The 26,999-nt window shown below is 46.5% G+C and carries 31 protein-coding genes and 2 tRNA genes; 11 read left to right on the top strand and 22 right to left on the bottom strand.

What is annotated here, in order from left to right:
* Nucleotides 1–7: 7 nt before the first annotated feature.
* From VJ579_00330 to VJ579_00315, 4 genes are all read right to left on the bottom strand, one after another.
* Nucleotides 8–268 carry a hypothetical protein gene (locus VJ579_00330; GenBank protein HXK37503.1) on the bottom strand — a complete coding sequence of 87 codons (261 nt, stop codon included), beginning with the start codon at nt 266–268 and terminating at the stop codon, nt 8–10.
* A 6-nt stretch (nt 269–274) separates the two neighbouring features.
* Nucleotides 275–589 (bottom strand): zinc-ribbon domain-containing protein, encoded by a 315-nt coding sequence (locus tag VJ579_00325; GenBank protein HXK37502.1) that lies wholly within the window; start codon nt 587–589, stop codon nt 275–277.
* 35 nt (nt 590–624) lie between these two features.
* Nucleotides 625–2,391 (bottom strand): hypothetical protein, encoded by a 1,767-nt coding sequence (locus tag VJ579_00320; protein HXK37501.1) that lies wholly within the window; start codon nt 2,389–2,391, stop codon nt 625–627.
* Between the two features lie 338 nt (nt 2,392–2,729).
* Nucleotides 2,730–2,800: transfer RNA gene (locus VJ579_00315), tRNA-Gln, on the bottom strand.
* 322 nt (nt 2,801–3,122) lie between these two features.
* Between VJ579_00315 and VJ579_00310 the strand changes: the two genes are divergently transcribed.
* Together VJ579_00310 and VJ579_00305 are read left to right on the top strand one after the other, a co-directional pair.
* Nucleotides 3,123–3,554 carry a DMT family transporter gene (locus VJ579_00310; protein ID HXK37500.1) on the top strand — a complete coding sequence of 144 codons (432 nt, stop codon included), beginning with the start codon at nt 3,123–3,125 and terminating at the stop codon, nt 3,552–3,554.
* Nucleotides 3,555–3,625: 71 nt separating this feature from the next.
* The gene (locus VJ579_00305) at nt 3,626–4,108 is read left to right on the top strand and encodes a type II secretion system protein (protein ID HXK37499.1); all 483 of its coding nucleotides are present in this window, start codon (nt 3,626–3,628) and stop codon (nt 4,106–4,108) included.
* A 47-nt stretch (nt 4,109–4,155) separates the two neighbouring features.
* Here the strand turns inward: VJ579_00305 and VJ579_00300 are convergent, their stop codons facing one another.
* The 7 genes from VJ579_00300 to VJ579_00270 all read right to left on the bottom strand — a co-directional run bounded on the left by VJ579_00300 (nt 4,156) and on the right by VJ579_00270 (nt 9,214).
* Entirely contained in the window at nt 4,156–4,821 is a 666-nt protein-coding gene (locus VJ579_00300) for a hypothetical protein (GenBank protein ID HXK37498.1), read from the bottom strand.
* On the bottom strand, nt 4,818–5,582 hold the full coding sequence (locus VJ579_00295; protein HXK37497.1) for an SDR family oxidoreductase: 765 nt from the start codon (nt 5,580–5,582) through the stop codon (nt 4,818–4,820). The genes VJ579_00300 and VJ579_00295 overlap by 4 nt, the downstream gene beginning before the upstream one ends.
* Nucleotides 5,583–5,619: 37 nt before the next feature.
* On the bottom strand, nt 5,620–6,060 hold the full coding sequence (locus VJ579_00290; GenBank protein HXK37496.1) for an HIT family protein: 441 nt from the start codon (nt 6,058–6,060) through the stop codon (nt 5,620–5,622).
* A gap of 5 nt (nt 6,061–6,065) precedes the next feature.
* Nucleotides 6,066–7,283, bottom strand: a complete 1,218-nt coding sequence (locus VJ579_00285; protein HXK37495.1) for an MFS transporter — start codon at nt 7,281–7,283, stop codon at nt 6,066–6,068.
* 237 nt (nt 7,284–7,520) lie between these two features.
* Nucleotides 7,521–7,829, bottom strand: a complete 309-nt coding sequence (gene rplU / locus VJ579_00280; protein HXK37494.1) for a 50S ribosomal protein L21 — start codon at nt 7,827–7,829, stop codon at nt 7,521–7,523.
* Nucleotides 7,830–8,015: 186 nt separating this feature from the next.
* Nucleotides 8,016–8,252: a hypothetical protein gene (locus VJ579_00275; GenBank protein ID HXK37493.1), complete on the bottom strand. Its 237-nt coding sequence runs from the start codon at nt 8,250–8,252 to the stop codon at nt 8,016–8,018.
* A 74-nt stretch (nt 8,253–8,326) separates the two neighbouring features.
* On the bottom strand, nt 8,327–9,214 hold the full coding sequence (locus VJ579_00270; protein HXK37492.1) for a hypothetical protein: 888 nt from the start codon (nt 9,212–9,214) through the stop codon (nt 8,327–8,329).
* 212 nt (nt 9,215–9,426) lie between these two features.
* On the opposite strand from VJ579_00270, the gene dnaB reads away from it, so the two are divergent.
* Nucleotides 9,427–10,875, top strand: coding sequence for a replicative DNA helicase (dnaB, locus tag VJ579_00265; GenBank protein HXK37491.1), 1,449 nt, complete (start codon nt 9,427–9,429; stop codon nt 10,873–10,875).
* Between the two features lie 28 nt (nt 10,876–10,903).
* On the opposite strand, the gene VJ579_00260 is transcribed toward dnaB, so the two are convergent.
* Complete coding sequence (locus VJ579_00260; protein HXK37490.1) at nt 10,904–11,947, bottom strand: ABC transporter substrate-binding protein; 1,044 nt, start codon at nt 11,945–11,947, stop codon at nt 10,904–10,906.
* A 62-nt stretch (nt 11,948–12,009) separates the two neighbouring features.
* A complete protein-coding gene (locus VJ579_00255; protein HXK37489.1) occupies nt 12,010–12,621 on the bottom strand; it encodes a toprim domain-containing protein in 612 nt (203 codons plus the stop codon).
* A gap of 108 nt (nt 12,622–12,729) precedes the next feature.
* Between VJ579_00255 and VJ579_00250 the strand changes: the two genes are divergently transcribed.
* On the top strand, nt 12,730–13,098 hold the full coding sequence (locus VJ579_00250; GenBank protein HXK37488.1) for a hypothetical protein: 369 nt from the start codon (nt 12,730–12,732) through the stop codon (nt 13,096–13,098).
* Nucleotides 13,098–13,427 carry a hypothetical protein gene (locus tag VJ579_00245; protein HXK37487.1) on the top strand — a complete coding sequence of 110 codons (330 nt, stop codon included), beginning with the start codon at nt 13,098–13,100 and terminating at the stop codon, nt 13,425–13,427. The genes VJ579_00250 and VJ579_00245 overlap by 1 nt, the downstream gene beginning before the upstream one ends.
* Before the next feature lie 27 nt (nt 13,428–13,454).
* On the opposite strand, the gene VJ579_00240 is transcribed toward VJ579_00245, so the two are convergent.
* From VJ579_00240 to VJ579_00220, 5 genes are all read right to left on the bottom strand, one after another.
* On the bottom strand, nt 13,455–14,576 hold the full coding sequence (locus VJ579_00240; protein HXK37486.1) for a DNA recombination protein RmuC: 1,122 nt from the start codon (nt 14,574–14,576) through the stop codon (nt 13,455–13,457).
* A 5-nt stretch (nt 14,577–14,581) separates the two neighbouring features.
* The gene (locus VJ579_00235) at nt 14,582–17,281 is read right to left on the bottom strand and encodes a cation-transporting P-type ATPase (GenBank protein HXK37485.1); all 2,700 of its coding nucleotides are present in this window, start codon (nt 17,279–17,281) and stop codon (nt 14,582–14,584) included.
* Nucleotides 17,282–17,340: 59 nt separating this feature from the next.
* A complete protein-coding gene (locus VJ579_00230; GenBank protein HXK37484.1) occupies nt 17,341–18,123 on the bottom strand; it encodes a diguanylate cyclase in 783 nt (260 codons plus the stop codon).
* Nucleotides 18,124–18,304: 181 nt separating this feature from the next.
* The gene (locus VJ579_00225) at nt 18,305–19,087 is read right to left on the bottom strand and encodes a GGDEF domain-containing protein (protein ID HXK37483.1); all 783 of its coding nucleotides are present in this window, start codon (nt 19,085–19,087) and stop codon (nt 18,305–18,307) included.
* A 99-nt stretch (nt 19,088–19,186) separates the two neighbouring features.
* Nucleotides 19,187–19,642, bottom strand: a complete 456-nt coding sequence (locus VJ579_00220) for a GatB/YqeY domain-containing protein (protein HXK37482.1) — start codon at nt 19,640–19,642, stop codon at nt 19,187–19,189.
* 116 nt (nt 19,643–19,758) lie between these two features.
* Here VJ579_00220 and VJ579_00215 point away from each other — a divergent pair, with 116 nt between their 5' ends.
* Both VJ579_00215 and VJ579_00210 read left to right on the top strand, forming a co-directional pair.
* A complete protein-coding gene (locus VJ579_00215; protein ID HXK37481.1) occupies nt 19,759–19,950 on the top strand; it encodes a hypothetical protein in 192 nt (63 codons plus the stop codon).
* A gap of 9 nt (nt 19,951–19,959) precedes the next feature.
* Nucleotides 19,960–20,403 carry a hypothetical protein gene (locus VJ579_00210; protein ID HXK37480.1) on the top strand — a complete coding sequence of 148 codons (444 nt, stop codon included), beginning with the start codon at nt 19,960–19,962 and terminating at the stop codon, nt 20,401–20,403.
* 410 nt (nt 20,404–20,813) lie between these two features.
* On the opposite strand, the gene VJ579_00205 is transcribed toward VJ579_00210, so the two are convergent.
* Both VJ579_00205 and VJ579_00200 read right to left on the bottom strand, forming a co-directional pair.
* Entirely contained in the window at nt 20,814–21,386 is a 573-nt protein-coding gene (locus VJ579_00205) for a hypothetical protein (protein HXK37479.1), read from the bottom strand.
* A 1-nt stretch (nt 21,387) separates the two neighbouring features.
* Nucleotides 21,388–21,852 carry a hypothetical protein gene (locus tag VJ579_00200; GenBank protein HXK37478.1) on the bottom strand — a complete coding sequence of 155 codons (465 nt, stop codon included), beginning with the start codon at nt 21,850–21,852 and terminating at the stop codon, nt 21,388–21,390.
* 135 nt (nt 21,853–21,987) lie between these two features.
* Here VJ579_00200 and pyk point away from each other — a divergent pair, with 135 nt between their 5' ends.
* On the top strand, nt 21,988–23,415 hold the full coding sequence (pyk, locus tag VJ579_00195) for a pyruvate kinase (GenBank protein HXK37477.1): 1,428 nt from the start codon (nt 21,988–21,990) through the stop codon (nt 23,413–23,415).
* Nucleotides 23,416–23,462: 47 nt separating this feature from the next.
* Nucleotides 23,463–23,819, top strand: a complete 357-nt coding sequence (locus VJ579_00190) for a hypothetical protein (GenBank protein ID HXK37476.1) — start codon at nt 23,463–23,465, stop codon at nt 23,817–23,819.
* A gap of 25 nt (nt 23,820–23,844) precedes the next feature.
* Here the strand turns inward: VJ579_00190 and VJ579_00185 are convergent, their stop codons facing one another.
* Complete coding sequence (locus VJ579_00185; protein ID HXK37475.1) at nt 23,845–24,126, bottom strand: Smr/MutS family protein; 282 nt, start codon at nt 24,124–24,126, stop codon at nt 23,845–23,847.
* 35 nt (nt 24,127–24,161) lie between these two features.
* Nucleotides 24,162–24,773, bottom strand: coding sequence for a class I SAM-dependent methyltransferase (locus VJ579_00180; protein ID HXK37474.1), 612 nt, complete (start codon nt 24,771–24,773; stop codon nt 24,162–24,164).
* Between the two features lie 282 nt (nt 24,774–25,055).
* Between VJ579_00180 and VJ579_00175 the strand changes: the two genes are divergently transcribed.
* Together VJ579_00175 and VJ579_00170 are read left to right on the top strand one after the other, a co-directional pair.
* Nucleotides 25,056–25,127 (top strand) — tRNA-Glu (locus VJ579_00175).
* 402 nt (nt 25,128–25,529) lie between these two features.
* Complete coding sequence (locus tag VJ579_00170; protein HXK37473.1) at nt 25,530–26,996, top strand: biotin/lipoyl-binding protein; 1,467 nt, start codon at nt 25,530–25,532, stop codon at nt 26,994–26,996.
* Nucleotides 26,997–26,999: the final 3 nt, after the last annotated feature.

The following is a 26,999-nucleotide window of genomic DNA, read 5'->3' as shown; positions in this document are numbered from 1 at the left end:
CGATGTTTTATTTTGCTGAATGATGTCCTCCGGTGAAGATTGCGAAGACTCCTACGAGGAATCCGACGTGGTACCACCAGATAGCGCGTGCGGGCTCGAAGATAACGAGATCATGCATGAAGAAGCGCAAGAAGAGACGGAATGGTAAGGTAAGTCCCTGCCAGAATCCCGGCCAGAAGTCAGAGTTCTGCACGTCGGAAAGCGTGAATGCTGAGGCAATCATTGGAAGGAGGAGTAATGCGGAGATGAGGGTAATGCGGGTTTTCATAAGAAATTATTTATTTGTCCACCAAGCTCCAAGCTTTGCAACTATTAATCCGATTATTCCAAAAAAGAGGAACATTGCACCAACCCCTGAAGAAGTTGGGGGTACAGGTTGTTGCATTCCTGATATATACCAAAGGAAACCAAGAATCACTGCTGGCCATGCAAAAAGCTTTATCACCTTCCACTTCTTACTAGTCAACTCTATTGTCACAGGTTTAGTCGTCTCTACTGCGATCTCCTTTAGTTGTATGCCGCAAGCTGGACAAGTAGACGCCTGGTCTGAAATATCCCTTCCGCATTCTGTGCATTTTATCATCGCCATATTGCTTCGAATTGTAACACGAATATAATAAATATTTAATCCTGAGCCTTTTCTATATCTCCTTCAGGAAGGTAATCCCTGACATCTACATCTATCGTCTGCCCCATAGCACGCATTGCTAGAGAAATCCAAACTGAATTATTTTCTTTTTTAACTGAATAGAACTTTCTAGCCCCTTTTTTAATCTGAATTTTTACAATTGTAACCGAAGCGCCTCCCGACTTAATTTGCAAAGGAATAAATGTGAAAAGATCATTAAATTTTTCCGATGACTCATCCGTCATATTCTTCAAATTTTCAAGCATTTGAAGCCTAACACTATCAAGAGACCTACCAATCTGACTTAGTTCATAACCGACATCATAAAATGTTTTTCCATTTTTGCATATTAACTTCTCGGAAATATCAGCTCGTATGATTAATTTCGGGTTTTCTACAAGTCCAACGAGAATAGTTCCGCCTGAAGTATTCATCATCCCCAATACTGTTTTTGATATTTTGCCAAATATACTTCTACTAACTAAAGAATCTGATTCTTTAGAAGAATACATTTGCTCTGTTGGTGTAAAAAATGTTGACTTCCATTCAATCTCAGACGTTTCATCATCAACAAAATCAGAAATAGCAGACCAGTCATCCTCAAGAGAATATTTGTTAATTATTCCATGAACTTCCTCAAGCCATCTTACATACTCCCTAACCGACGTAGACACTTTCCATCTCGAATCTTTTGCTAAATTTATCACAGACAGAACTGATAGAAGTCTAAGGGAAGTAATAAATACCTTATTCGACCACTCACCATGATCCTCGCTTATATCACCGCGGAATCCGCTAAGGTGTTTTGTTGCAAAATCCACCAACTCAAGTCGAAGAGAATCGGCTGAACTAATTTTTGAGATCATTACTTCATAAAATCTCCTACCCTCTTGGAAGTTAAAATCTGAAGAGATCTTTTCCAGAAAGAAAATTAGGTTTTTTTCGTTTGAAGTTTGATACAAATCACTATACCTTCCAACTTCACGAATTGAGCTTTCGTCAACAGGAGTGTTTATATAATATTCAATACTGCGACTAACTTTGAAAATTGAACTATAAACACTTGAAAGGATTTCGGACAAATTTAGTTCAAATGACAGAATTTTTTCATTTGACTTGGAAAACTGTGCTGCCAATATTTGCGTAACTGGCATTGCCGCGGACGATATCCCACATAAAATTCTTGACAGTTTTAATACTTCGAACAAAGCGCCAACATCTATTAGTAATGAAGATGTTCCATGAAAATAATCTTTTGTCTTTATAATACCTTCAATCTTAAAGCAGACGCTAATTATAGAAATATTTGATTGCGAATTTCTGATGGCCTCCTTAAGTGCATCATTTATAACCTTTCTATAGAAAACTATATTCACCTCCTCTAGAGATTCTAACCCAACTGCTATTGGCATGAATGCTAACAGTAATGATGTTCGTATTAATAGCTTGGACTCAAGATTTGTATTTGAGATGATGGCTTGATCATATATTCCTTCTTCCTCCTCAGTAACCCTTATCAACTCTCTCTGAATCGTCTCATTTCTCAATACCGCACTCAAAAACAGAACTGGGTAATTTGTTTTATTACCGACCCAGAGCAGATTCTCATTTTTCATCTTTTCAACCACTGCATAGAGCTCGCATGTCAAATCAAAAAACTGTTCAGCTGTTCTTGCGGTTCGGACTTGCTGCGAAACGGATAGGATCTTAGCGGAAATTTCTTCCTCTAGTTTACGCAAAGCGAATTCTTGTTTTTGCTGCATATTACTTAATTCATTATTAGTTACATAAATACACATATAGTATCACATAGTGTAAAAATTGTACTAATCAATGTGTTACATTGATGTGCCGTGTTCCGAAACAGAAATTTCTTCAAACTGCTATGGGGCTTGGATATCTCACTCGCTTTGCGTGCGCACTCCAGAGGAGCCTCGCACAGCAAAGCTCTTCAAGAACCCACGGTTCTCGACGGAGCCTACAAGACTCCTGCTTTCCTGCACAGGAGAGGTATTCCTCTCCCGACCCCTCTCCGTTCGATTCCAAGTCCCGTTAGCAATGGCAAACAAAAAGAACGCTTTCGCGTTCTTTTTGGCCATTGCTACGGGACTTGGAATCGAACCAAGATTAAAGGCTTCAAAGGCCTCTGTCCTACCTTTAGACGATCCCGTAATACTATATTTAAAAACAATTCAATACTTACGGAGAGCCGGACGGAGGCCGGCCTCTTTCCTACCCGTGAACGACTGAGCCTGCGAAGGCGTGAGTTGATCAGGGTCGCGGTGGCGACTCTCTATCGGGCAAGAATACCTGGTGCCCATAGGGCTATTCTTACCTTTAGACGATCCCGTAATATTCAATTATCTAAGCAGTTCCTGCCTTTAAATTCTATTTGAACTGTCCTGTTATATCACAAATATAATAAGATTACTAGACTCTTGTATAATTATTCATTTTTTACTTTCGACTTTCTTCCCCATGTTAGAATATACTTATGTGGCTATATTACGCGCTGGGCGCATCGACTTTCTGGGGTATTACGTATGTATTCAATGAGCAGGCTTACAAGAAGATCTCGGTGCTCACCTCACTCGCACTCGCCTCTTTTGTAGTCTTTGCAATCACAACCATCTTATCGCTCTCCTCGGGCAATTTTGTCGAGGATATAAAGCAAATTGCCTCTTCTCGTCAGCTATTAGGCTATGTTGCAGGAGGCATCATTTCCCTCCTTATCGCCGAACTCTTCATTGGTTATTCCATCACTGCAAAGAGCGCAACACTCGCAGGCCTGATCGAAATCTCCTACCCCATCTTCATTGCACTATTTAGCTATCTTTTCTTTAAGAGCAAAGTGAATCTCCCAACGCTTATCGGAGCTGCAGTCGTCTTTACGGGTATATTCATTATCTATCGTTTCAATAAATAAACAGCCTCTCGGCTGTTTTTCTTTCCCCATCTTCTTTCCAGATGCACTCTTCTCCATGCTATACTTTATACATGAAACAGCAGAAAGGCTTCACCCTCATCGAACTTCTTGTGGTTATTGCAATCATTGCTCTCCTCTCGAGCGTTGTACTTGCCTCGCTATCTACTGCACGTGCAAAGTCGAGAGACGCACGACGTATCAGCGATATAAACCAGTTCCAAAGAGCGCTTGAACTCTACTTCGACACCAACGCAAAGTATCCAACGACCACAACCGCAGACGGCAGCAACCGAGTGCGCAGTCATGAACCAACACTAGGGTGGAATATTCTTGAGAATGAGCTCAAGAGCTACATCCCCAAATTGCCGATTGATCCGATCAACACTGGCTCGTTCTACTATGCCTATGATCCGACACCGGTTGACGCAAATGCGGGTTGCTCGACGACATCGCTCTATACCATCTATTTTTCGACAGAAACTACGATATACCCACACCTCACCTATCGTACTCCGACGCCTGCAGGTGTCGCCCGCGCATATTGCGTATTCTAAATCAAAAACAGCCTCTTGGCTGTTTTTGATTTCAACTCGCTCAAGCACTATATTGCCTCGGGACCTATGAATGGAAGCTGCGCCTTATGTCGATTCTGCATATATACCGTCTCAAGATATGCGCGCTGTGCTTCGGTAGGTTCACAGAGTCCCTCACCCACAGGAAGCCCGAGTTTTGTCTGCAAGAATCGGTCCACGACATCATGTGAAATATCCGCCATCGTTTCAGGGCGTCCACATTCAGGATCTGCACGGTTGCTCGATATAATAATATCTTCAGGCACACCAACATATTTGCAGAGCTCCATCACTTCGCTCTTCCACAGACCCGCAAGTGGAAGCAGCGCGGAAACGCGGCTCGCATTGCTAAAGGTCCCCAAGTACATCTCGGTGCGATTACGAGAGCCGACGAGCACGCGATTCTCTTCGAGGCAGAGTGTGAGGAAATATGCCCATCTCCCCACCTCAGGATTATTCTTCCCAAAATCAACAGTATCGAGTGAGACAGCTCCGAGCATATCAAACCATTCTTTATTTCGCAGGTTCTCGCCAATATACACTGCCTTCGTCTGTGCCTTTAACTTCTGAGCGCTCAACCAAAAACTCAGTGCGCTATCAGAGCCTCCGCTCACTGGCACAAGAATCCCGCCACCTGCGGGAATTTTTTCTGCGAGCCACGCAATCAGGGTGTCAATTGTTTTTTGTTTGTTCATAGTTCTCCTCCACCTCCCATAACTATCGCAGTGCCACTTAGCAATGGAACTTTATTCGTACAAATATTGGCGACCATTTCCGCAACTTCCTCCGGTGGAATGATGCGCTTCTGTGGATTCGCTTGCTCGATGACTTCCCTCGCTTCCTGTGCAGTTATGCCACGTCGCTGCGCGAGTCCATTTATCGTGCGCTCCGTCATCTCACCGTCAATGAAATTCGGACAGAGCGCAACGGACACAATACCATGCTTGCCATACTCTGCTGCAATACTTTTTGCTAAGCCAACAACTGCATGCTTGCTTGCGGCATACGCAGCCTCATATGCATATCCTCGCACTCCTGCGATACTACTGATGAAACAGAGTACTCCCGACTTCTGCTCTTTCATCAGTGGCAATACTGCTTTACTGAAATAGAAACTTCCGTTGAGATTTACATCAAGAATATGTTGCCACTCTGCATTCTCTAGCTCATGGGTCGGCCTGCTCTTCCCTATACCTGCATTACAGACAAGCGCAGCAATATCCCAACCGAGTTCCTCGAGTGCTGCAATAGCATTGTCTGCAGTAGTAGGCAGAGAAACATCCCCGACAAAATATGCTGCTTCATGGCCTTTTGCCTTTAGAGCTGAGCAGGTGTCTCTTAGATCGGATTCCGTACGGCCGACGATGAAGACGTTAAGGCTCTCAACGAGGCGCTCCGCGATAATACGCCCCAAACCCCGACCTCCGCCTGTCACGATAACTGCTCGCTTTTTCATATGTCCAGTATAACAAAAAACAGCCTTGTGGCTATTTTTAATCTTGTGGCATGACGGCAAGCAACTCATTGCTTATCGCCTCCACTTCCTCTTCAGTTAATATCTTGCGCGCCTCGCCATTGATGTCGAGGTCACCAATACGATGATTCGGGATGATGTGGTAATGCAGATGCGCAACAGACTTAATCGCACCCACCTCCCCCTCGCGTACGAGCACTGAGAGATTCTCATATCCAAGACTACGCATCGTTTGCATACCCTCCTTAATGAGGTGCCAGAGCTGCGCACTCTCCTCGTCACTCATTTCGAGCAGAGAGAGCACGTGGCGATTCGGTATGATGAGTAGATGATGGCGATGATACGGCGCAAGCGCGTACGTGAGATATGCAGCATCATTCTTGCGATAGACACGCTGCCCCGGATCACAGAACGGGCACTTATCATGATCAAGCGACTGGAGATATTCGGTGTATTTCATGGTATTTATGATGCGTGATGATGAGCCTCAATAACGACTTTCCCCTTTGGGCCCACGAAGAGAAAGAGTACTGCTGCGGCAATTGCGAGCGATCCACCAAAGATGAATGGTGCGGATGAACTCACATTCGCCCAGAGGAAACCGGCGATAATCGAAGCGAAGAATGCGCAGAAGCCGACAACCGTCTGATGGATACCATATGCGGTACCCAACTGCTCATGCGGGATAATATTCGATATGTAGGCCTTCCCTACGCCATCTGTAAAGGCCATATAGACCCCATAGAGTGGAAAGAGTACCCAGAGCAGTGCTGGCGTTTGTACATAGCCAAAAAGAAGGTAAATGATGCCAAACACCAGAAAGCCGACAATCATGATATTTCTTGGCCCCACCTTGTCCGCCACAATACCTGCAGGCACCGAGAGTAGTGCATACGTGAAATTGAATGTGGCAAAGAGTGCAACCACCATGACCAGAGAATAGCCGAGATTATTCGCTTTCAAAATCAGAAATGCGTCAGAGCTATTACCGATCGCGAACATCGCACTCACCAAAAGAAATGCAAAAAATGGATACGAAAGATTCTTCACCATGATGCGGAGAGGAATCGTCACACGAATCGTATCAGGAGCCTTCTCTTTCTCCTTGATGAAAATAATAAGGAGTGCAATTGCGAAAACGGTTGGAATGAGCGAGAAGAGGAATATCTCACGGAAGTTATTTGGAAAATACGAGAGTAACACGATTCCAATAAGTGGACCAAAGACCGCTCCGAGTGTATCCATACCACGATGAAAACCAAAGACCACTCCTCTATCCTTGGGTGCTGAATTCTCCGCGATAAATGCATCACGCGCCGAAGTACGCGTTCCCTTCCCCAGCCTATCTGCGAATTTTCCACCGAGAACAGCATGCCAAGAGTATGCGAATCCAAAGAAGAGCTTTGCGGTAGCAGAGAGGACATAACCAAGGACTACAAATGGCTTGCGTCGCTCAAGCTTATCAGAAATGACACCTGCGGCTACCTTGAGAAAGCTTGCGGTAGACTCTGCAACTCCTTCGATAAGTCCGAGTACTTGTACTGGGGCACCAATGACTTGAGTAAGGAAGATTGGAATGATTGGATAGATCATATCCGTTGCGACGTCATTCAAAAAACTCACCACAGAGAGAATGAACACAGGAAACGTGATACCGAAACGGTCGTTGAGATATTTTTGCATACAGTCCTCCTATTGTATCGTATTGCCACAGAGATACAACAATTCTATTTACTCTGCATCAAACACCACGACCACCACGACCACCACAACCAAGTGAAAAGGAATCCACAGACTTAAGTAGACGGCCGTCTACTTAAGTCTGTGGATGGAATTTTGATGTTTTGTTGACCGATAGACATCAGTTCAAAATATATGTCGTCAAAAAACAAAACCCCGAGTGGGGTTTTGTTATTGCAATTACTTGATTGCGGTGATCTTTACGAGCGTAAAAGGCTGGCGGTGTCCGTTCTTCTTATAGTAACGACTCTTGGCGTGATACTTCACGACATAAATCTTTGGACCCTTACCCTGCTCGACGACTTCTGCAGTGACTGATGCACCCGCGATATACGGAGCACCAATCTTTGTTGAAGAACCATCGTCAACAAGGAGAACATCGTTGAAGGTAACTGTATTTTCGAGCGTATCAAGCTTCTCAATCGAGACAGTGTCTCCGACTGCTACCTTATATTGCTTGCCGCCTGTTGCGATTACTGCGAATGCCATAGTGGGGATAATATACACCAGATTTCCAAAAAACGCAAGGGATATATAGGGGAAATACAAAATACAGGGGTATGAGGGAATAAGGGAATGAGGGAATAAGGGAATATTGCTTCAAAATACCATAAATTAGGCAATTTCTAGGAATCCCAGACAAGATCGATTCCAAAAGAAAATAGCCCCGAGGGGCTATTTCATGAGTCTACCGAGCGCAAGGGCCACGGCGATGATTGCAAGGACCCAACCGAGCAAGTAGGATCCGCACCCTTTGAAGTGATTCGGAAGAGGAATCGGGTATCCCGTGATCTTAAAGTCCCTGCCGCGCCACCAGCCGATAATGAAGCAAATTAGGCTCGCAAGTGCGAAGCTGAGGATAATCATGGCCGGCCGAGACAAAGTCGGCAACGTAATCGTGATGGATTTCATGTACACCTCCATGAGGTCATACTTCTAAACCGCAAACTACTATCAAGAACGAGGTCTGTCAAACATACTCCTCATTAACCAATCAGCTTCTCGCTACGGCGCGCAATCATTTTGTCTCCCGTCAGTCCATGCGTATAGTAGTCGCCGAATACGAGATGGAAAACGAAACCCAAATCTTTGAGCGTATCAATCGAGAAACGATCACCATGGACCATGCGTTCGATATCTTCGGGCATAAGGTACTCACGCGCATAGTTCGCAAGATCTTTACGTACCTCATCATCACTGAAGTCGGGCATAAGCGGCAATGAGAGTGCGATCTGCTTGCGCTGCCTGCGTCCGATGGTGTTAGCATCGAACTCTTCACCAAGAAGGAACATCTCAAGACTACAGAATTTATTCACCTCTTCGTCTGTTGCTTCGCGATAGAACTTATCTCCATTTGGAAAAAGTGCAGCGAAGAATGCAAAACTCTTGAAGAATAGTTTTCCATCTTTGTAATATGCATGCACCTCATCAGGAAGTTCGATACCACGCGTACGTTCTTCTACAGCAACACCATGCACGCCGAACTCGAGCAATGTCTTGCGATCAAAGATATTCGCCTTGGTCACCTTACTCACAATGATCGTACTCTCGCGAGGAACCCCATCAGTAGTAACGAGCGCAAGCGCGCGCACTTGTCCAAGGTCCAGCTCCTCGATGCGTTTGTCATCGAGCGGAGCCATCGCTGCTTCGATGTATGGAGTAATCAGACTCTCATCTTCTCCAATCACCGGAAGTGCAAACCATTCATCATCAGTGAGCTTTCCCTCCTTCACATCAAATGCTTTTATCTTTTCACGCAAAATATGTGGTGCCACAAGCTTGCGCCCAACCTTTTTTATCTGCTCTTCTGTATTACCGAGGGCAAGGTAAGTCGTCTTTCCCGTCTTTGCTACAAGGATCGTTTTCATCGTCATGAAAAGGATTGTACCATGCAAAATAGTGTTCTATTCACTATATATTTCTGTACCATGACAATGCGGGCAACATAAATCTGAGGGAGGCAAGACCGCCTATTTTTTGATGCCAGTCAATAGGTGCGCAAACATGATTTAATGGCTTAACCACATTGTGGACAACGCGCGTTATCCACAGTTGCAGAAGTGGAGTATTCGGGCAGAATGCATACATGCAAAACGTTCCCAGCACGCAGTACGAGAAGAAGCCATACAACAAGCGCAGTTACGGAAGTAATGAACAGCGCACACCCGTCCTCAGCTCTATTCGTATCCCTCCTCAACATCTCGATTCTGAGCGCGCACTCTTGGGTGCACTCATGATCCGTGCGGACACACTCTACGAAGTATCAGACCTCATTCTCCCCGAGGCATTCTATGCGGAGAAGCATCGCATCATCTATCAGGCAATGCTCGACCTCCACAACCGTCGTGAACCTATCGACCTCCTCACGATGTCAGCAAAACTTTCTGAGCGTGGACAGTTCGAACAGATCGGTGGTCACACCTATCTGACCGAACTCACCAACGCAGTCCCCTCTTCTGCCAACGCTCGGCACTACGCAGACATTATTCACCGCAAACACGTCCTCCGTCAGCTCATCACTGGTGCAGAGCAAATCTCCGAACTTGGTTTTCAGGAAGACCGTGGGCTCGAGGAAATTCTTGATGAAGCGGAAGCTACGGTGTTTAAGGTTACCCAGATGACGCCAGGACAAACCATCCTTGGCATGAAAGATGGTGCAACTCAAGCATGGGAGCGATTTGAAAAACTTTCTGAAGCAGGTGATGGTCTCCGTGGTATTCCAACTGGGTTCCCTTCACTCGACAAGATGCTCGCGGGCTTCCAGCCTTCGGACCTCATCATTCTTGCTGCACGTCCATCGATGGGTAAGACCTCGTTCGCACTCGACATGGTACGCGGATCTGCGATCAAGCATGGGATCCCCGTCGGCGTCTTCTCGCTCGAAATGTCCGCACAGCAAATCATCGATCGTATGGTCTCGGCAGAATCACGCATTGATGCATGGAAGCTTCGCACCGGTAAACTCTCGAGAGACAATGAATTTGAGTATCTCCGCGAAGGTATCGATCGCTTGTCTAAGGCTCCAATCTATATCAATGATCAGGCGGGCATCAACATCATGAATATGCGCTCGACCGCGCGCCGCATGGTGAGTGAATACGGAGTAAAGCTCATTGTTGTTGACTATCTCCAACTCATGAGCCCTATGCGCCAATCTGACTCACAGGTGCAGATTGTGACGGAAATCTCTCGCTCACTCAAGGGCCTCGCAAAGGACCTTAAAGTGCCTGTTATTGCCCTCTCACAGCTCTCTCGTAACGTGGAGCAGCGTGGAGGAAAGCCAAGGCTTTCTGACCTTCGCGACTCAGGTTCTATCGAGCAAGACGCTGACGTTGTCATGTTCATTCACCGTGAACAGAATGAGAATGGTGAGCGCAGTGAAACTGCTGAAATCCTTATCGAGAAGCACCGTAATGGTGCCACTGGAGTTGTCGAGTTACACTTCGACGGAAAGCACACAAGCTTCCGCGAAATCGACACAATGCACGCAGGATATGGTGGTGGCGACAGCGACGATGCATTCGCAGCATTTTAATAAAAAGACCATACGAAAGTATGGTCTTTTAAATTTCCGACAATCTTTGAAATAGAGTGCGGATAGGATCAGGATATACAAGTGCATCAACATTCACGTCTATTACAGGCCCTTTTCGATTCTCATATACTTGGACAGCACGGATATTTCCATAAATCGAACGTAAGCCAATTCCCGAAAACATACTTGCGTTGTTCTCACTCAGGCCAAGCATTTCAACCTCCTTCATTTGCGCAGCAAACTCTTCAGGGCTACGATTGAACACTTTGCGCACCATACGATATGCCTCTTTTGGATTTGCTTTCCAGTAATTATATGCGCGCATGTATGCCCTTGCGAATCCTTGGACAAGCTGAGGATGCTGCTCAATGATGTGATTACTGAATATCAGCGTATCGGTCACTACTCCCGAGGCGTCTTTGCTCGAAAATACCTTCACTGCACCCTTACTGATCGCCAATGAAAGGTACGGCTCATACGTCATCGCATAATTCACCTTTCCTGTTGTTATCTTATCTACGACCTCCTCTTGTGTTATCGATACATCACTTACGAATGAATTCATGTCACCCTTCAAGAGATCAATTACATACGGAAAGAAAAACGGATACGAGTCATCACCGGTAATCGTCTTCTTTTCACTTGATTGTATCGATGGAGCTCCTGGATATACAAGCAGTGCGTCACCTCCGATTGATCGATCGGTGATGATTACTATTTTGCCCAAAGGCCTGATTCTCCTTGCTTCTTCGACAAGGTCAACAGCAAGCATGCCACGGACGTCATACGGCTCGATATCTACTTCATTAAGGACGCTTTTATCCGGATACTCCTTATATCCGATCTTGATACCCTCTTCTCTCATATACCCAAGCTCCTCAGCGAGCGGTGCAATCATAAAGCCGGGCCAGCTGGGTTGATTTAATCTAATATGCGTTAGCGGGGCGGGTGGAACAGCTAGGAATAATTTCGGATATGCAAAAATAATCGATGCGGAAAGCACAACAAGCAGTAGTAAAAGCACACCAAATCGCTTGATATATTCCCTGATGCCCTGCATGACAAATTCCATCCATCCATTATACACTATACAATATATACTCTGAAATATTAAAAAACACCGTTATGGTGTTTTTACTTCCTTCCGATAATTGCATTTCGCAATGTATCTGCGTCTGCATATTCAATTTCACTTCCCGTCGATATTCCCCTTCCCAGGGTCGTCACGCGGTAGCCACGTTCAGTTGCATTCTCGCGCAATGCTTCATGAATATAGTCTCCCGTATGTTCACTCTCCGGAGTCACAGCGGTTGCGACAATCACTTCCTTGAGTGTTGGCCTGCGCGCAATGAGCTTACGTAATTCGTTCATGCGAATAACGCGCTCCGGATTCTTCTCAAGAATGCCAAGCGTGCCTCCAAGAACAAAATAATATCCATTGAATGCGTGCGCACGTTCTATCGCCTCAAGGTCCGCGTCCTTCTCTACGATAAGTAGCTGCGACGCATCACGCTGCACATCGAGACAAACGCGGCAGCGATCCTGATGCACCCCTTGCCTTGGAAAGAAGCGATGACAGTCTGCACATTCAAGTACTAGATCGGGAAGCTGCGCTATCAGTCGAGAAAGTTCATTCAAATGTTGCGGTTGCTGCTTCAGGAGGTAATAAACAAAACGACGAGACTGACGAGCACCCACTCCTGGAAATTGAGTGAAGAAGTATTCTAATCGATGAATGGGGTCCATTGGGCTATCATACCGCGGCTAAGACTACTCCGCAAACCCTTGCGGAATCGTCAAAATGCAGTAATCTTGTGCCAGACTGTACCGAATACAAAAACGAAAGGATATCCCATGTTTAAGCGTAGGACTCCCGTTCTTCCGGACTGGCTCTACCCGTTCGTCTTGAAGCAGGTGAAGATCAGCTTCCCCAGTTTCATCGAAGAGAAGAAGCACGACCTCACAAACGAGGCACACTGCGCAGCAATCATCATGGAGGGCCTCATTAAGGTGCCTCCGGACGAGATGAATGACGCGATCCGCGATGCGCTCACGACCGCGAAGGTCATCTACGAGCGCGAAGTCATGAATCTCCAGACTGTTTCCCCCGAAGACATGCCGCAGACGACGATCTGTCTGGCGCGGCTCGCCTGCAATGTGCTGCTGATGCGTCCTCCGTCCAAGCGGCATCTTTTCAAAAAGAAGAAAGAAGGAGAAGCTTGATGACCAAGCTCGACGCCTACCTCAACAAGGAAGATCAGCTTTGCATTGCCATAAAGGCTGTGCGTGAAGCGCTTCCCCTGCCGCAGAAGATGGTCATGGCGAAGCTTAGCCCCGACTATGCAGGCGAACTCGTCTGTGCGAGCATGCTCATGCCGACGATCGGCAGCTCCGAGAAATACATGGAGCACGACCTCCACGAGCGCCTCATCAATGCTTTCGACAAGGCCAAGCAGCTCATCGCTACACTCGGCACCGAATACGAAAACCTTTCAGGGCTCGAGTCCGCAATGGCGATCACGAACCTTGCTATCCAGCTCCTTAAGAAATAACAAAGCCGCCCACTTGGGCGGCTTTTTCTATTCTTCTTCCATGACCGGCTTATCTAGGAGTGTTGCTTCAATGCCCGGCGCACTACCTGCAATGCGCTTCACATCCTTATCGATCTTTCCCAATTCTTTATAAGCGGAATTATAATGGCTGACAGTTGTCGAGAGTGATCCTCCGAGCTTCTTATAGAACTCTTCATATGCCTTGATATGACGACCAAGCTCTTCGACACGTTTGATGATTTCTACTGCATCCTTCTCAATCTTGAATGCATTGTAGCCAAACAAGACTGCCTGCAGATATGCAGAGAATGTTGTAGGTGATACGATAATTACTTTCTTCTCGTGATACGCATAATCGAGGAGACTACGGGTATTACTCTTGATTTTACCCACCTCGTTCACAAGCAAGTCATAGTAGATTGCCTCTGCGGGAATATACATAAAAGCAAATGAGAGCGTTCCTGCTTTCTCGTTCACATACTTTGCAGTTTCATCGATACGCTTCTTAAGGTCATTACGAAACTCTTTCTCGAGCTCTTCGCGACGCGTCTCATCTTCTTCGAGTGTAACCCGTTGATAGTTATCAAGCGAGAACTTCGCATCGATCGGAATCATGCCATCCTTGGTAATAATCACTGCGTCAACGATATCCTTATCAGTAAGTGGATACTGCATCTTATATGCATCAGGAGGAAGGATATTTTGCAGAATGAGCGCAAGCGATGCTTCTCCCCAATTACCGCGCTGTTTCTGATGAGTCAATGTGCGCTCAAGGTTTGCAAGCTGATCACCAATCTGCGCGAAGTGTTCCACGGCTTCATTGGCGCGCATTTGCTCTTTCGCTACGGCAACCAACCTATCGGTCATTTGTGTATTGATATCAGAAAGCAATTTTTGCGACTCGCTAAACTGACGGTGCACTGCTTCAGAAACATCTCTGCGAGACTCAGTAAGTCGTGAATCAATCTGCCTCGTGAGCTCTCCTAATTGCTGCTGCAACATTGAAAGTGCCGCACGGTCTGCCTCGCGCACTTGTGCGAAGTTCTTCATCTCTTCTGAAACTCCGCTCCTCTTATCGAGCTTTCGTAGAATAACGACCACTGCAAGAATGAGTGCAAGGAGTAGAATTGTAAATGGTAATTGTTCCATGAATATTAGCTCTTACGAAGAATAAAATACTTTGCTGACTCGACCCCGACAAACATAAGCGCGAGTGCGACAGCTACGTGTCCAAAATATCCATTGAAGCCAGCAGGATCGAGTTGTAACAGACGTGCAACATGTGGTACAAACAATGCGACCGCAAGACCCAGCAAGGTAATCACAAGTGCTACAAGGAGATATGGATTTGTCCATGGCTTAATGTGCCAAAGTGGTGTATGCAAGTCACGCAGTGAGAATGAAACAAACGTTGCAAGAAGCGTGAGTGCCACGAAGAGCACGGTACGCGATGCAGATTCACTCACCTGCTGTGCATGAAGTATCGCATAAAGTCCGATAAGTATGATACCTGTCACAACTCCTATAGTAATGATGAACACCATAAACCTACGGGAAAGCATTGAGCTGGCACCGTGCACTCGCGGACTTCGCGTCATAATCCCCTTCTCTGACTGTTCAAAAGCGAATGCGAAATTCATCAAACCTTCAGTGAGCATGTTCGTCCATAAGATCTGCGTAGGCAAAAGTGGAATAGGAAGTGCCAGCGCAAGTGCCATCACCACCAACATAATCTCAGAAAACGATGTTGAAATAAGGTACGCGACATTCTTACGGATGTTATCTACAGCGCGTCGCCCCTCTTCTATCGCACTCACGATAATTCCAAAACTATTATTAGTTAGGACGAGACCAGACGCTTCCTTGGCAACATCAGTACCACTTCCAAGTGCTATACCGATTGCTGCAGTACGGAGTGCGGGTGCGTCATTCACTCCATCGCCCGTCATTGCGACAACTTCACCAGATTCCGTCAAAAGCTGTGCCATGCGTTGTTTGTGTGTCGGAAGCATTCGCGCACAAACATTTACCGTACGCAATTGCTCGAGCAGTTGCGTATCCGTCATATCGTCAAACTCGGCACCCAAGAGTACTGGTGCTTGAGGATGCGCCACAATACCTGCACCGATAGCAATAGCGCGCGCTGTCTCAGGATTATCCCCGGTCGCCATAATGACACGAATTCCCGCATTACGCGCGGTCGTGATTGCTGCACGCACATCGCTGCGTAACGGATCTGCAAGGTAGAGTAGTCCGCAAAGAACGAATGTCCCCTCTCCGCTAAACAACTCCTCAATCTCCTCTGGTATGGTTGGAAGTTTTTCTAACTGTGAATCTACGTATCCAACCGCCACAACACGCACCCCCTCACGTGTAGCATCACGAAGTGCTTCTTCGAATTTCTTGCGCTCATCCTCATGCATAGGATGTGCCTTTCCATCTGCATAGTATGCGCGCGCCCGCGCGAGCATTTCCTCTGCGGCGCCGAGCCCTATGAGGCGATTGTGCTTCATCCCACGAATACCGGTCAGCGCAAGGGACATGCGTAATGATGAAATGAACGGTGACGCATCGATGCGCTGATAGTCTCGCTCTAACTCGCGCATATCAACGCCAGAAAGATGCGCCGCACGTGCAATCGCAACTTCAACGGGACGTCCATGAAATTCGGGATGCCTAAATTGATCATGCTCATTTTCAATGATGACATTGCTCGAGAGATATGCAAACGAGAGCGCATCATGCTCATCACCGTGCTCCTCATGCAAACGCTTCTCCTTGAAACCGGCTTCACTGCTAGTGAGTGCGTGGTAGCAAACAACACGCTCAAGTGTCATCTGACCCTCAGTCAATGTTCCGGTCTTATCGGTAATAATCACTGTTGCACTACCTAATGTCTCGGCAGCAAGCAAGCTGCGCACAAGGCCACCTTTTCCAAGGATACGCTGCATACTCATTGCAAGCATAACCGATACTGCAGCTGGCATCCCTTCAGGAATTGCGGCCACTGCGATTGCAATTGCGATCAACAATGTCTCAGTGAGTGAGACTCCTCGATATATTCCAAGCAAAAATACAATTACGAGTGCCACAATAATAATTACTGTAAGCATACGCGCAATTGCAGCGATATTTTTTTGCATTGGCGTCGGTGCAGCTTTCACTGTACGCAAACTTGCTGCAATGCCACCAAATGCAGTGTGCTCTCCCGTGAGCACTACAACAGCCTTGATTACACCTGAAGCAACAAGGGTTCCCATGAACAACATATTTTTCTGTTCAGTGAGCGGCAATAGGTGTGGCACATCTTCTGCATGTTTTACTACTGGAGCCCATTCGCCTGTAAGCACTGATTCGTTAAGTTGTGCACCATGAGCATCAATAATACGAGCATCCGCGGGAACGGTTGCGCCTGACTGGAGTAAGAGCACATCGCCCACAACCACTTCGGTAACAGGAATTAATTTTGGTTCACCGCCCCGAATAACGGTGCAAAAAGCAGCTTCACCTGCTTTAAGTGCAGCAAATGCTTTTGACGCACGACCCTCCTGATAGAGATTAATGAGCACATTCACCACGAGCGCGAGAAATATCACCGTCGCATCAACATATTCTGCAAGGAGAGTCGTCACAATACCCGCAACAAGCAGTGTAAAAGTAAGCGGCGAACGAAGCTCATCGACAATTCGATCAAGTGGACTTATCTTCTCTTCTTTTCCAAAAGCATTTGGCCCATCTTTTTGTAGACGTTCTGCCGCCTGCTCACGAGAAAGACCGTGCACTACATCGGTCGCAAGCATCTTCTCAAGGTCCGCTATTGCAAGCCTGTAATATTCTTTCGAATTCGGTGACATATGTATTTATTATACCATCCCAAAAATTCAAAAAAGTAGCCCTAAATGGGCTACTTTTTCTACTTATTTCTCGGCTTTCGGCGATTGAAAAACTTAGGAATCGTAGCCTCAGCTTTCATTAGTGCTTCCTCTGCAGAGAGGATAGGGTCACCACGCTGCATCGTAAAATATCCCGAAGAGAACTCGACAAGCTGAGTCCTCCCGAGCTCGGCAAAGATATGTTTGTAGTCCATATCACCGGCATTAATACCCGCAGCAGCCTTATGAATGCGCGCCATGATGGATTCGGCATCCTTGCGATCTGCGTCAGGGAGAATCAATGCAAACTCATCCCCATGCAGACAGGCAGATATATCTTCGGGTCGACTTTCATTATGCAGACACTCTCCAAATGCAATGAGAATCTCATTACCCACATCGTGACTCAAAAGATCATTCACTAGCTTAAATCCATCGAGGTCGAAATAGACTATAGTACCGGAGTTCCAAATACCACGCGCAAGTTCACGCACAAAACGATTATATTCATGACGAAAACCTTCAAGGTTGTATATATCTATGAATTGATGCCTCAAGGAACGTGCTTCTGCCTCTCTGCGTAATTTACTAAGACGAGCAATCTTCTTCTTGGCACTATCAAGCTGAATCTGCATAATACTAAAACTGCGCTCCGTCTCCATAAACGTTTCGCGTAGATCTGCGAGCTGTCGCTCAAGCGCCATTTGACGTTCGATTGATCGCTCATGCGCTGCTTGTGTCTCTTTGTGCGCAGCGGCCTCCTCTTCGAGAGCACGCCGTAAAGCAGTTTTCTCGTCTGGTGTGATGCGTAGCTTCGTGGCCATAATTTGAATATCGAAAATAACCTTCGTCGCTGAAATTCCTCACCCTATAGTACTGTATCGTAACACGAGCGCAAGTGGATAACAATTATAGATATTGCGCACAAATAACTCAACTCATAACAATTGATTCTAGGACTAAACTACTCTGTTTCTTATAACAAAAAAGCGGCCGAAGGTCGCTTTATCGTATTCTCGCCGTACGCTTTTCAAAAAACTTTGGAATCATTGATTCTGCCTGTGCAAGCACTTCTTCTGGAGAGAGCACGGGATCTTCCCGCTGAATAGTGTAATATCCGGATGAAAATGCAACGAGTTGATCTCTACCAAGTTCCGCAAAGATATGCTTGTAATCAAGCTCCCCTGCGTTGATATTCGCCGCTGCACGATGGATACGATCCATAACGGCTTCTGCATCCTTACGTTCAGCATTTGGAAGTATGAGTGCAAACTCATCACCATGCAAACATGCTGCGACATCTTCAGGTCGGCTCGCATCAGTAAGACATTTCCCAAAGGCAATAAGGATTTCATTACCCACATCGTGACTAAGAAGATCATTCACAAGCTTGAAACCATCGAGATCAAAATAGACGATTGTACCAGAGCGCCACATTCCACGCGCAAGTTCACGCACAAAACGATTATACTCATGACGAAAACCTTCAAGGTTATATATATCGATGAATTGATGACGAAGTGAGCGCGCCTCAGCTTCCTCACGCAATCGATTTTGACGCGCAATCTTCTTTCGTGCGCTATCAAGCTGAACCTGCAGAATGCTAAAATTACGCTCCGATCGCTCAATCGTTTCGTTCAAGTCTGAAATCTTCTGTTCAAGAGCCATTTGGCAACTTATTGCCTGTTCATATGCCTCTTGTAATCGTTTCAGCTGCGCCGACTCTCGTTCGCGCGCAAGGTGTGGTGTAGGCGGTATTATTCCTCCATTCTGCATGTGCGTTTCCATAGTATCTGACCGCTGTTTCAATGGTACCCCATTAGCCTATTCAGACAAGTGGATAAGCAGAAAAGCAAAAAGCGCACAACGCGCTTTTTTGAAATACAACTACGAAAGCAATTCGTCGAGTACTGCACGAACGTCATTTCCGTCAACGTTTGCACCAAGCTCCTTCATGACAGCACCAGTGAGTTTACCCAGGCCAGACTTATCCGAGACACCAAGCTCAGCGATCTTAGCAACTGCAACAGGCCTGATCTCATCACGTGTAAGCATCTTTGGGAGGAATGTCTCAATGATTGCAAGCTCCGCCTGCTCATGCTCTGCAAGATCACTGCGCCCACCCTTAGTGAATTGATCAATAGAATCCTTACGCTGCTTCGCGAGACGCTTTATAACATTAAGTGCAGCAGCATCATCAAGCTCGTCTTGTGGCGTCTTGCGCTGACTAACGAGCTCATTGGTAAATGCGGTAGACATACCACGAAGAACAAGAAGGCGCGTTTGATCCTTTGCTCGCATCGCATTCTTAATCTCCTCTTTTACATTTGCTTGTATGGACATGATAATTGCATTATAGGTCAATTACACACAAAGTCTAATGCTTAGAAAACACATACTGCACTTGCTAAAGTTCATATTTTATGTTATAAATATGTCGGAAAATCAAAGAGGCATCAATGGATGAATTATTCATTTCTGAGATTGTGTTACTGGTAAGTGCGAACATGCGCGCAAATAGTGTTTCGTTCGAAGAAGCATTTGAAGTAGCAATCGCAGACTATTGGCTCAGTACTCAGCAGCGGGCTTCCCTGCTCTCTCTCGTACGCTCTCGCATTCCGATGCGCAAGCAACCTTCACCTGATCAATAAGGAGGGCACATGCCCATCACCGAAGAAGTGCTCAAGAAGTATGTGGACGGAACCAGTGCGCTCCTCCATCAGTTCGGCTTTCACGAGGCGTTCGCACTGGTGATCAAAGAGCTCGAGGTCCCTGTGGGCATCGACGAGCATGAACTCAAAAGCAAAGTCGGTTCTGCGCTCAGTCACATGCGGATCGAACAGCAGAGACTCCGCGACCCTATCCAGCTCGTACGTGCACATCCGCTCGGCATCATCTTCACCATCAACAAGAATACCGAGGTGGCCTTCATGCCGAAGGGTCATCGTACCGTTCTTCAGAATGTGCGCTGGGTCGGAGAGACTCCGAAACCGAAGGAAGTCGAGGTCGATGGACGCATCATGACGACCGCCTACAACCGTGCGTGCAAGCACTTTCGCGAGCTACGCAAGGCTCAAGGACTGGGTCGCAAACGGCACGTGTAGCGCCATGAGATGAGACGGAAAGTTTTTGGCCCTAAAAGTTGACTAAATCAGTTATCCACAGTGGAGTGCTCAGGCACTCCACTTTTCTTTAAAATATGCTATATTATAAGCATAGACCGCTCGTGGCTGCGAGCACACATACGCCATAAGGTTCTTCACGGTCCTTATGAAACGATGCGCGCTTAATGCTTGACGGCTTACCGAGAAGTCCGTGTCCGCAAGCACGGGCTTTTCACTACTTTAAAAATACCCAAGCAAAGCTTGGGTATTTTTAAAGTAGTGAAAAGCAACCACAAGTCCGCCTCACGGCGTTAGTTGGCGACGGAGAGAATTCCGTCGCCCCCACTATGGGTAATGTAAACGAGGTGGATTATATCAACCTAAATTTATGTGTAGCGCGTGACAGCTTGCTACGCAAGCGGAGGACTTTGATGCTCTGCAGTTTCTTCCTCGTAGACTTCTAGTCCCAAGATTCCCCTTAGCTCATCGAGGCTCGTTATGGTTCGATCAGAGAGATCGACGGCGGCGATGGATTCTTGGGACGGAAGTAGCGCAGTGCGCTCCATGCGAATACACCAGATGCCTGGGTGCGTACGCTTCATATCGTTAAGGAAAAGCGGTGCATCGTCAATAAAGTAGTGACCATTGGGTCGCTCATTGTGTTCCTTTAGCCAATCCCCCGCAGCAGTACTTTTCTCCCCGGGTACTACAACAATGTCGTCAACATATGCCGCAATGCCCGTCGCTCGAATTTTTGCGATCTGCCCCTCAATATTCCTCGCCATTGAAAGAATGACTATCTTGTACCCCTTCCCCCGTGCTGCAATGCAAAAATCAACAACATCAGCATAAAGCCATGAGGCGAGTGGCGCCTGAGGATCTTTCTCCAAAAGAGCAGTAATATCATTTTCATGCGCATTCATGTAGTCAATAAAGCGTTGCGCATCGAAAATGGTCCAATCACAATCAAGGAAAATAACCATGTTATTTTTTGAACTGCGGTGGCATGTCCAGAATCTTCAAACCATGCTCCTCAAGGAGTTCTTCGTATTCAGTTGAACGCTCCGCTACGAGCTCCTCAAATTGGGCCGCATTCATCTGGTCCTTCGCATGCGCACCAAATTCGCGCTCCACATCACGCTCCGCGAGCTTTTCTGCCATTACCATACGTGCGACATATTCCTCATATTGATCGAAGAGAGCATTCACATCAGGATCACTTTCGAAGATGACTGAAGGGTGATGATGCTCATCCCCTTCATCTGCCTTGTGTTGATACACTGCCATTGGAAAAACATCCTTCGCGCGAGAGAATACATACTGTTCCATGTCATCAAAATCCTTACGAGAAACACGATCCCCAAAAGGCCCATTCGCAACCGTATTTGCGACATATACCATCTTTAAGAGCGTCGCGAGTTGCTCATTCGTCAGTGCGATACCTATCATGTGCTGATGATAACACGAAAAGTGAAAAGGAAAAGACACAAAACTTGCACCTTTTATAGTGTAGATTTCACAATTCATCTTTCCTAAATGCATATTTTGTGGTACACTGACTGCTCTATTCCTAATACTATTCAAATGAAAGTACTCCAAAAGCAAACCAAAATTGTAGCAACATTAGGACCTGCATCCAATGACCCACTCGTGATTGCAGAAATGATCAAGAACGGCATGAATGTCGCGCGCATCAATTTCTCTCACGGTGATCATGCAGAGCATGGCGAGCGTATCGACAACGCACGCAAAGCATCGGCAATGTTAGGTCAACCAATTGCAATCCTTCAAGACCTTTGCGGACCAAAGATCCGTATTGGTGACTTCCCTTCAGGAAGTATCGAGCTCAAAAACGGCGCGAAGTTCACCATCACTACACGTAAGGTAGAAGGCTCTGTGAAGGAGGTCTCAGTGAACTACGCCATGCTACCTAAGGAGGTGAAGGCGGGTATGCAGATCATGCTCGAGGATGGAAAGTATATCCTCCAGGTACTTTCAGTTACTGGCGAAGACATCCATACAAAGGTCATTGCCGGAGGAAATATTCGCTCACGCCGAGGAGTAAATGTTCCTGGGGCTATGCTCTCGATCGGTGCTATCACACCAAAGGACAAGAAAGACTTCGCATTCGGGGTTACAAAGAATGTCGACATCGTCGCACTTTCATTCGTCCAGACTGCAAAGGATATAACGAACCTTCGCGCGATGATGAAGAAGGCAAAGAGTAATGCACTTATTTTTGCAAAAATCGAAACACAGGCTGCAATCGACAACATCGCAAGCATTCTCGCTGTTGCTGATGGCATCATGGTTGCTCGCGGTGATCTCGCAGTCGAGGTACCAAAGGAAGATGTGCCTCTGCTCCAGAAGATGATCATCCGTATGTGTCGTGCTGCAGGAAAGCCCGTTATCACCGCAACACAGATGCTCGACTCCATGACGGACGCACCAGTACCAACACGCGCAGAAGTCGCAGATGTTGCGAATGCCGTCTTCGATGGAACCGATGCAGTCATGCTCTCACAAGAGTCTGCTGTTGGTAATGACCCCGTAAATGTCGTCCATACAATGGCAACGATTGCAAAGCGTGCAGAAGAAAGTGAATTCTTCGTTGAGGCGATGGAAGATCGTCGCGCACAAGAGCTCCCTTCTGCAGTCGATGCAGTTACACTCCACGCAACACATGCAGCGCACCAGGTTGGAGCAGAGGCAATTGTCGCACTTACACAGTCGGGCTTCACTGCACGCATGCTCGCTCGCCACAAGCCACACCTTCCACTTATTGCAATTACGCCTTTTGCAGAGGTTGCGCGCCAGCTCGCTATTTCTTTCGGCACCTCACCGGTCGTTCACGAAGAGAAAGTGAACTCGGTTGAGACCGCCATCCTCGTCGCTCGCAAGACACTGCTCGAGCAGAAGATTGCAAAGAAAGGTGATAAATTCGTGCTCTGCGTCGGTGTTCCATTCGGAACCATAGGCGGAACGAATCTTACAATTATACAGACCGTCTAAGAAAACAACCACACATTGTGTGGTTGTTTTTCTGGTATACTTAATGTATGTCTGAATCACATACACACAAGTTGGGGCTTAGCGCACATAAAAACCTTCTCTTCCTAGCTCCAGTATTCTTCGTGTGGATTGAGATCGCACTTCCGATCATGGTTGCACCTCTCTTTGGACAGAATGATATGCGTGCATTTGTGTACAGCTTCGTTGGCTATGGAATTTACCTGATATTCACCTATCTGCTCATCGTGCATACAGTAAATGGCGTAAAGGGTCCTCACCCACTCGTATCAAAGAAACTCATGTTCGCTACTTATATCATCCTCGGCATTATTATCCTCGCCGGCATCCATGCAGGAACGATGATATTCCTTGGCTTAAGTCAGCAGAATTTAAGTTCACATTAAAAATAAAAAGACACATTGCGTCTTTTTATTTATACTTGATGACACAGTCTATCGCGCCCTCCCCTCCGTCTCGCTGTTTTGCGTAATTCCATGGAATGTTCTGAGACATTAGCGCATTACGTACCACATGCGGAATCACCGGGTAATCGCGGCTATGCGTCCCTTTTCCGATAATGATGCGTAGGTGTGTGCCACGTTCATAGCGAGAACGCAAATCGGCAACCTCCTCGGCTGCTTCTCTGCCTGTAAGACCATGCAGATCAAGAATCTCATCGGGCACAAAGATATATTTATTCCCCTTGCTCACACAGAGAGCATAACATAAAGCAAAAGACCGTCGAGTTAGCGCTTACGCAAGATCGCAACGATCCATTTCTCATCAGCGGTATATTCGATAGAGATAATATCGAATGGAAGCTCGCCGATGATTGCCTCCACTTCCGGCTTATAGTAGTAGCGGAAATAGCGCGGTGCATCCATCTTCCTCGAAGTCACTTCATCGCCCATGCCGATCTTAAGAGAGAAAGCAGCAACACCGCCGTGCTTCAGCATATCGTATGCATTCGTGAGCGCATCCCGAAAAGCATCATCAGTAAGATGCAGCAGGACCGCGTTTGCAAAGTAACCATCGAAACGCCTACGCCATTCCTCGGGAACTGCATCACGTACATCATACATATGCGTCTCGTAACCCTTGGTCAGTAATTTCTCGAGTGCGGGCTCTGCAATATCTGTACAGACTACTTTGTACCCATGCGACTTCATATAATCCGCATCGCGTCCAAACGCTGAACCCATTTCGATTATGGTGCCACCCTTCTGAATATGATGTAAAAAGGAATCAATCCATTTCTTTATATCTGCGTTAGGCACATCAAGCCCCCGCGTACCCTCAATAAACTTACGAAAATGCTCTTTATAGGTTGCAGTCGTTTGATCCATGCTGTTCTCCATATCTCCCAATACTACACCCCTTTTAGCACTTTACAAACTTGAATAATCTGCTATGATATTCGAACGAGCTGATCACTTTTCTGCTGAATTGTGGTTGCCCGTAACCCTTATTGCAAAGCCCTTCGGGGCTCTGTGAGAAAGGAAACAGACTAGCAAGAACTCAGAAATGTCATTGGCCCTATTGCGACAGCCTTACGAGGTTTTGCGAGAAAGGCGCGAGGAAATGTATCGGCGGTGGCCGATTCCTCTAGCAAAATGGCCAGCCTGGTTCGCGCAGCGACTGGCCCTATCGTCTAACGGTTAGGACGGAGGCTTCTCAAGCCTTAAATCAGAGTTCGATTCTCTGTAGGGTCACAAAATGAAAAACCTCTCAAGCAAAGCTTGGGAGGTTTTTCTATTTTGTGAATCCCTACAGAGAATCGAACGGAGAAGGGGTCGGGAGAGGGACACCTCTCCCGTGGAGGAAAGCAGGAACCTCGAAGAGGTTCCGTCGAGAACCGTGGGTGAGCTCTTGCTCATGGGTCCCATTCTTATGGGAGCGAGAGAGCAAGACCTTTTGAGGACTTTTGTGAGTCTTCGATACAAAAGGTCCAAAAGGTGTACCGTTCATGTAATGAAATCGAGGAGCCTGGCCGTGCGGGCCCCTTTAGGGTGCGCGAGCAAAGCTCGTGAGATATCTCTGCGTATCACTCTCTAGCATCTTCCTTGAATCCCCCTCTCCCACTATCCTTCTCCACCTATGCTATACTATAGTGTATGAGACGCACTTCCTTTATCGTCTTTATCATTTCTCTTATCGGAATTTCCCTAGTCTCTTTCTGGATCTACGGGAAGTATTTCAAATCGGAAACTCCACCGCTACTCTACTTCACCGCAACGCGCGGTACTGTCAATGAAACTGTCCGTGCGCGCGGAGATATCGTCACTGAAAAAGACTTTGACCTTCACTTCCCTGCTTCTGGTATCGTCGAAAAGATCTTCGTCAAAGAAGGACAGCAAGTGAAGCAGGGTGAGCCACTAATGAAACTTGAAACAAAAGATCTTGAGCTCGAGCTCCGAAAGCTCCGCAATGATGAAAAACAAGCAGAGGCAAATCTATCCATCAGAAAAGCAGAGGCAGGAAATACAGAATCAAGACTTTCGACGGTCGTTGAAAAACAAGAGACTCTTGTGCACAATGCATACAGTACTCTGCTCTCAAATAATCTCACCGCTGAACCAAGTGAGATCAATTACAACATCACTCCTCCTCGCATCACAGGACGTTATGCAGGAGAACAAGGAATCTACAGATTCACCACTTCTCAAAAGAACATCGCCATCAAGGACTACGTCCTCCATGTCTTTGGACTTGAAAAAGTCGGGCCTATACTCATCAGCAAAACTGGCCCTACCCCACTTGGAACACTAGGGCTCTTTGTCGATTTCCCAGAGGACCTCTCAAATTACGTCGATAAAACGTGGATTCTGAACATACCAAACACAAAGAGTGCTGCATACTCGAATGATCAGAATGCCTATCAACAAGCCCTAAAAGAACAAAGCCAAGCAATTGAAGATGCACGTGCTGAACTCGCAACCGAGGAGGGAGAAACCTCCATAGCGAGCGCGAAAGTACTCCAGGCCGAAGCGGAGATCAATAGCTATCGTTCGCAGATAGCAATCACAGAAGAGAAGATACGTAAGTCGACACTATATGCACCAATGGACACAAGAATTACGAAAGTTTGGCTTGAAAAAAGCGAACTCGCGCTCCCTGAGGTAACTGCAATCACATTAGGAACCACAAGCTTTAAGATTCAATCGGATATCTCTGAGCTTGAGATTGTAAAGATTAATGAGGCAGTCGGAAATACTGTGCTTATCAGATTCGACGCATTCCCCAACACGACAGTAAACGGAAAAGTATTCTCCATCGAGCCAAAGGAGATAGTGAAGGATGGTGACAAATATTATCGCACTAATGTCTTTATCGAGCCAAATGCGCTCCCATTGCGCTCGGGAATGAGTGCTGACCTCTCAATATTCGTCTCTACAAAAGATAGTGTACTCAAAATCCCACTTCTTGCAGTAATAAGCAAAGAAGGAAAAAGCTTTGTGTTCACTATAGAGAATGGCAAGCAAGTGGAACACCCAATAGAAACCGGTATCTCTGATGGAGAATCCATCGAAGTCATGAATGGTCTTAGCGAAGGACAAACCATTGTTGTTCCCGCTGATTGATAC

It is taken from the genome of Candidatus Paceibacterota bacterium (genome assembly GCA_035583355.1).
In the GTDB taxonomy this organism is placed as follows: Bacteria; Patescibacteriota; Minisyncoccia; order Phycocordibacterales; family UBA6899; genus JAJZQJ01.
The sequence above is the reverse complement of the archived record's forward strand: the minus strand, read 5'-3'. Positions and strand labels throughout refer to the sequence as shown.

Coding starts and splice junctions, on each gene's coding strand:
- VJ579_00210 (HXK37480.1), top strand. CDS start 19,960: ATGCCCATCACCGAAGAAGTGCTCAAGAAGTATGTGGACGGAACCAGT.
- VJ579_00250 (HXK37488.1), top strand. CDS start 12,730: ATGTTTAAGCGTAGGACTCCCGTTCTTCCGGACTGGCTCTACCCGTTC.
- VJ579_00235 (HXK37485.1), bottom strand. CDS start 17,281: ATGTCACCGAATTCGAAAGAATATTACAGGCTTGCAATAGCGGACCTT.
- VJ579_00285 (HXK37495.1), bottom strand. CDS start 7,283: ATGCAAAAATATCTCAACGACCGTTTCGGTATCACGTTTCCTGTGTTC.
- VJ579_00215 (HXK37481.1), top strand. CDS start 19,759: ATGGATGAATTATTCATTTCTGAGATTGTGTTACTGGTAAGTGCGAAC.
- VJ579_00270 (HXK37492.1), bottom strand. CDS start 9,214: ATGACGATGAAAACGATCCTTGTAGCAAAGACGGGAAAGACGACTTAC.
- VJ579_00220 (HXK37482.1), bottom strand. CDS start 19,642: ATGTCCATACAAGCAAATGTAAAAGAGGAGATTAAGAATGCGATGCGA.
- rplU (HXK37494.1), bottom strand. CDS start 7,829: ATGGCATTCGCAGTAATCGCAACAGGCGGCAAGCAATATAAGGTAGCA.
- VJ579_00190 (HXK37476.1), top strand. CDS start 23,463: ATGTCTGAATCACATACACACAAGTTGGGGCTTAGCGCACATAAAAAC.
- VJ579_00255 (HXK37489.1), bottom strand. CDS start 12,621: ATGGACCCCATTCATCGATTAGAATACTTCTTCACTCAATTTCCAGGA.
- VJ579_00180 (HXK37474.1), bottom strand. CDS start 24,773: ATGGAGAACAGCATGGATCAAACGACTGCAACCTATAAAGAGCATTTT.
- dnaB (HXK37491.1), top strand. CDS start 9,427: ATGCAAAACGTTCCCAGCACGCAGTACGAGAAGAAGCCATACAACAAG.
- VJ579_00310 (HXK37500.1), top strand. CDS start 3,123: ATGTGGCTATATTACGCGCTGGGCGCATCGACTTTCTGGGGTATTACG.
- VJ579_00245 (HXK37487.1), top strand. CDS start 13,098: ATGACCAAGCTCGACGCCTACCTCAACAAGGAAGATCAGCTTTGCATT.
- VJ579_00170 (HXK37473.1), top strand. CDS start 25,530: ATGAGACGCACTTCCTTTATCGTCTTTATCATTTCTCTTATCGGAATT.
- VJ579_00290 (HXK37496.1), bottom strand. CDS start 6,060: ATGAAATACACCGAATATCTCCAGTCGCTTGATCATGATAAGTGCCCG.
- VJ579_00320 (HXK37501.1), bottom strand. CDS start 2,391: ATGCAGCAAAAACAAGAATTCGCTTTGCGTAAACTAGAGGAAGAAATT.
- pyk (HXK37477.1), top strand. CDS start 21,988: ATGAAAGTACTCCAAAAGCAAACCAAAATTGTAGCAACATTAGGACCT.
- VJ579_00305 (HXK37499.1), top strand. CDS start 3,626: ATGAAACAGCAGAAAGGCTTCACCCTCATCGAACTTCTTGTGGTTATT.
- VJ579_00300 (HXK37498.1), bottom strand. CDS start 4,821: ATGAACAAACAAAAAACAATTGACACCCTGATTGCGTGGCTCGCAGAA.
- VJ579_00225 (HXK37483.1), bottom strand. CDS start 19,087: ATGGAAACGCACATGCAGAATGGAGGAATAATACCGCCTACACCACAC.
- VJ579_00275 (HXK37493.1), bottom strand. CDS start 8,252: ATGAAATCCATCACGATTACGTTGCCGACTTTGTCTCGGCCGGCCATG.
- VJ579_00295 (HXK37497.1), bottom strand. CDS start 5,582: ATGAAAAAGCGAGCAGTTATCGTGACAGGCGGAGGTCGGGGTTTGGGG.
- VJ579_00205 (HXK37479.1), bottom strand. CDS start 21,386: ATGGTTATTTTCCTTGATTGTGATTGGACCATTTTCGATGCGCAACGC.
- VJ579_00325 (HXK37502.1), bottom strand. CDS start 589: ATGGCGATGATAAAATGCACAGAATGCGGAAGGGATATTTCAGACCAG.
- VJ579_00240 (HXK37486.1), bottom strand. CDS start 14,576: ATGGAACAATTACCATTTACAATTCTACTCCTTGCACTCATTCTTGCA.
- VJ579_00200 (HXK37478.1), bottom strand. CDS start 21,852: ATGATAGGTATCGCACTGACGAATGAGCAACTCGCGACGCTCTTAAAG.
- VJ579_00260 (HXK37490.1), bottom strand. CDS start 11,947: ATGGAATTTGTCATGCAGGGCATCAGGGAATATATCAAGCGATTTGGT.
- VJ579_00230 (HXK37484.1), bottom strand. CDS start 18,123: ATGGCCACGAAGCTACGCATCACACCAGACGAGAAAACTGCTTTACGG.
- VJ579_00330 (HXK37503.1), bottom strand. CDS start 268: ATGAAAACCCGCATTACCCTCATCTCCGCATTACTCCTCCTTCCAATG.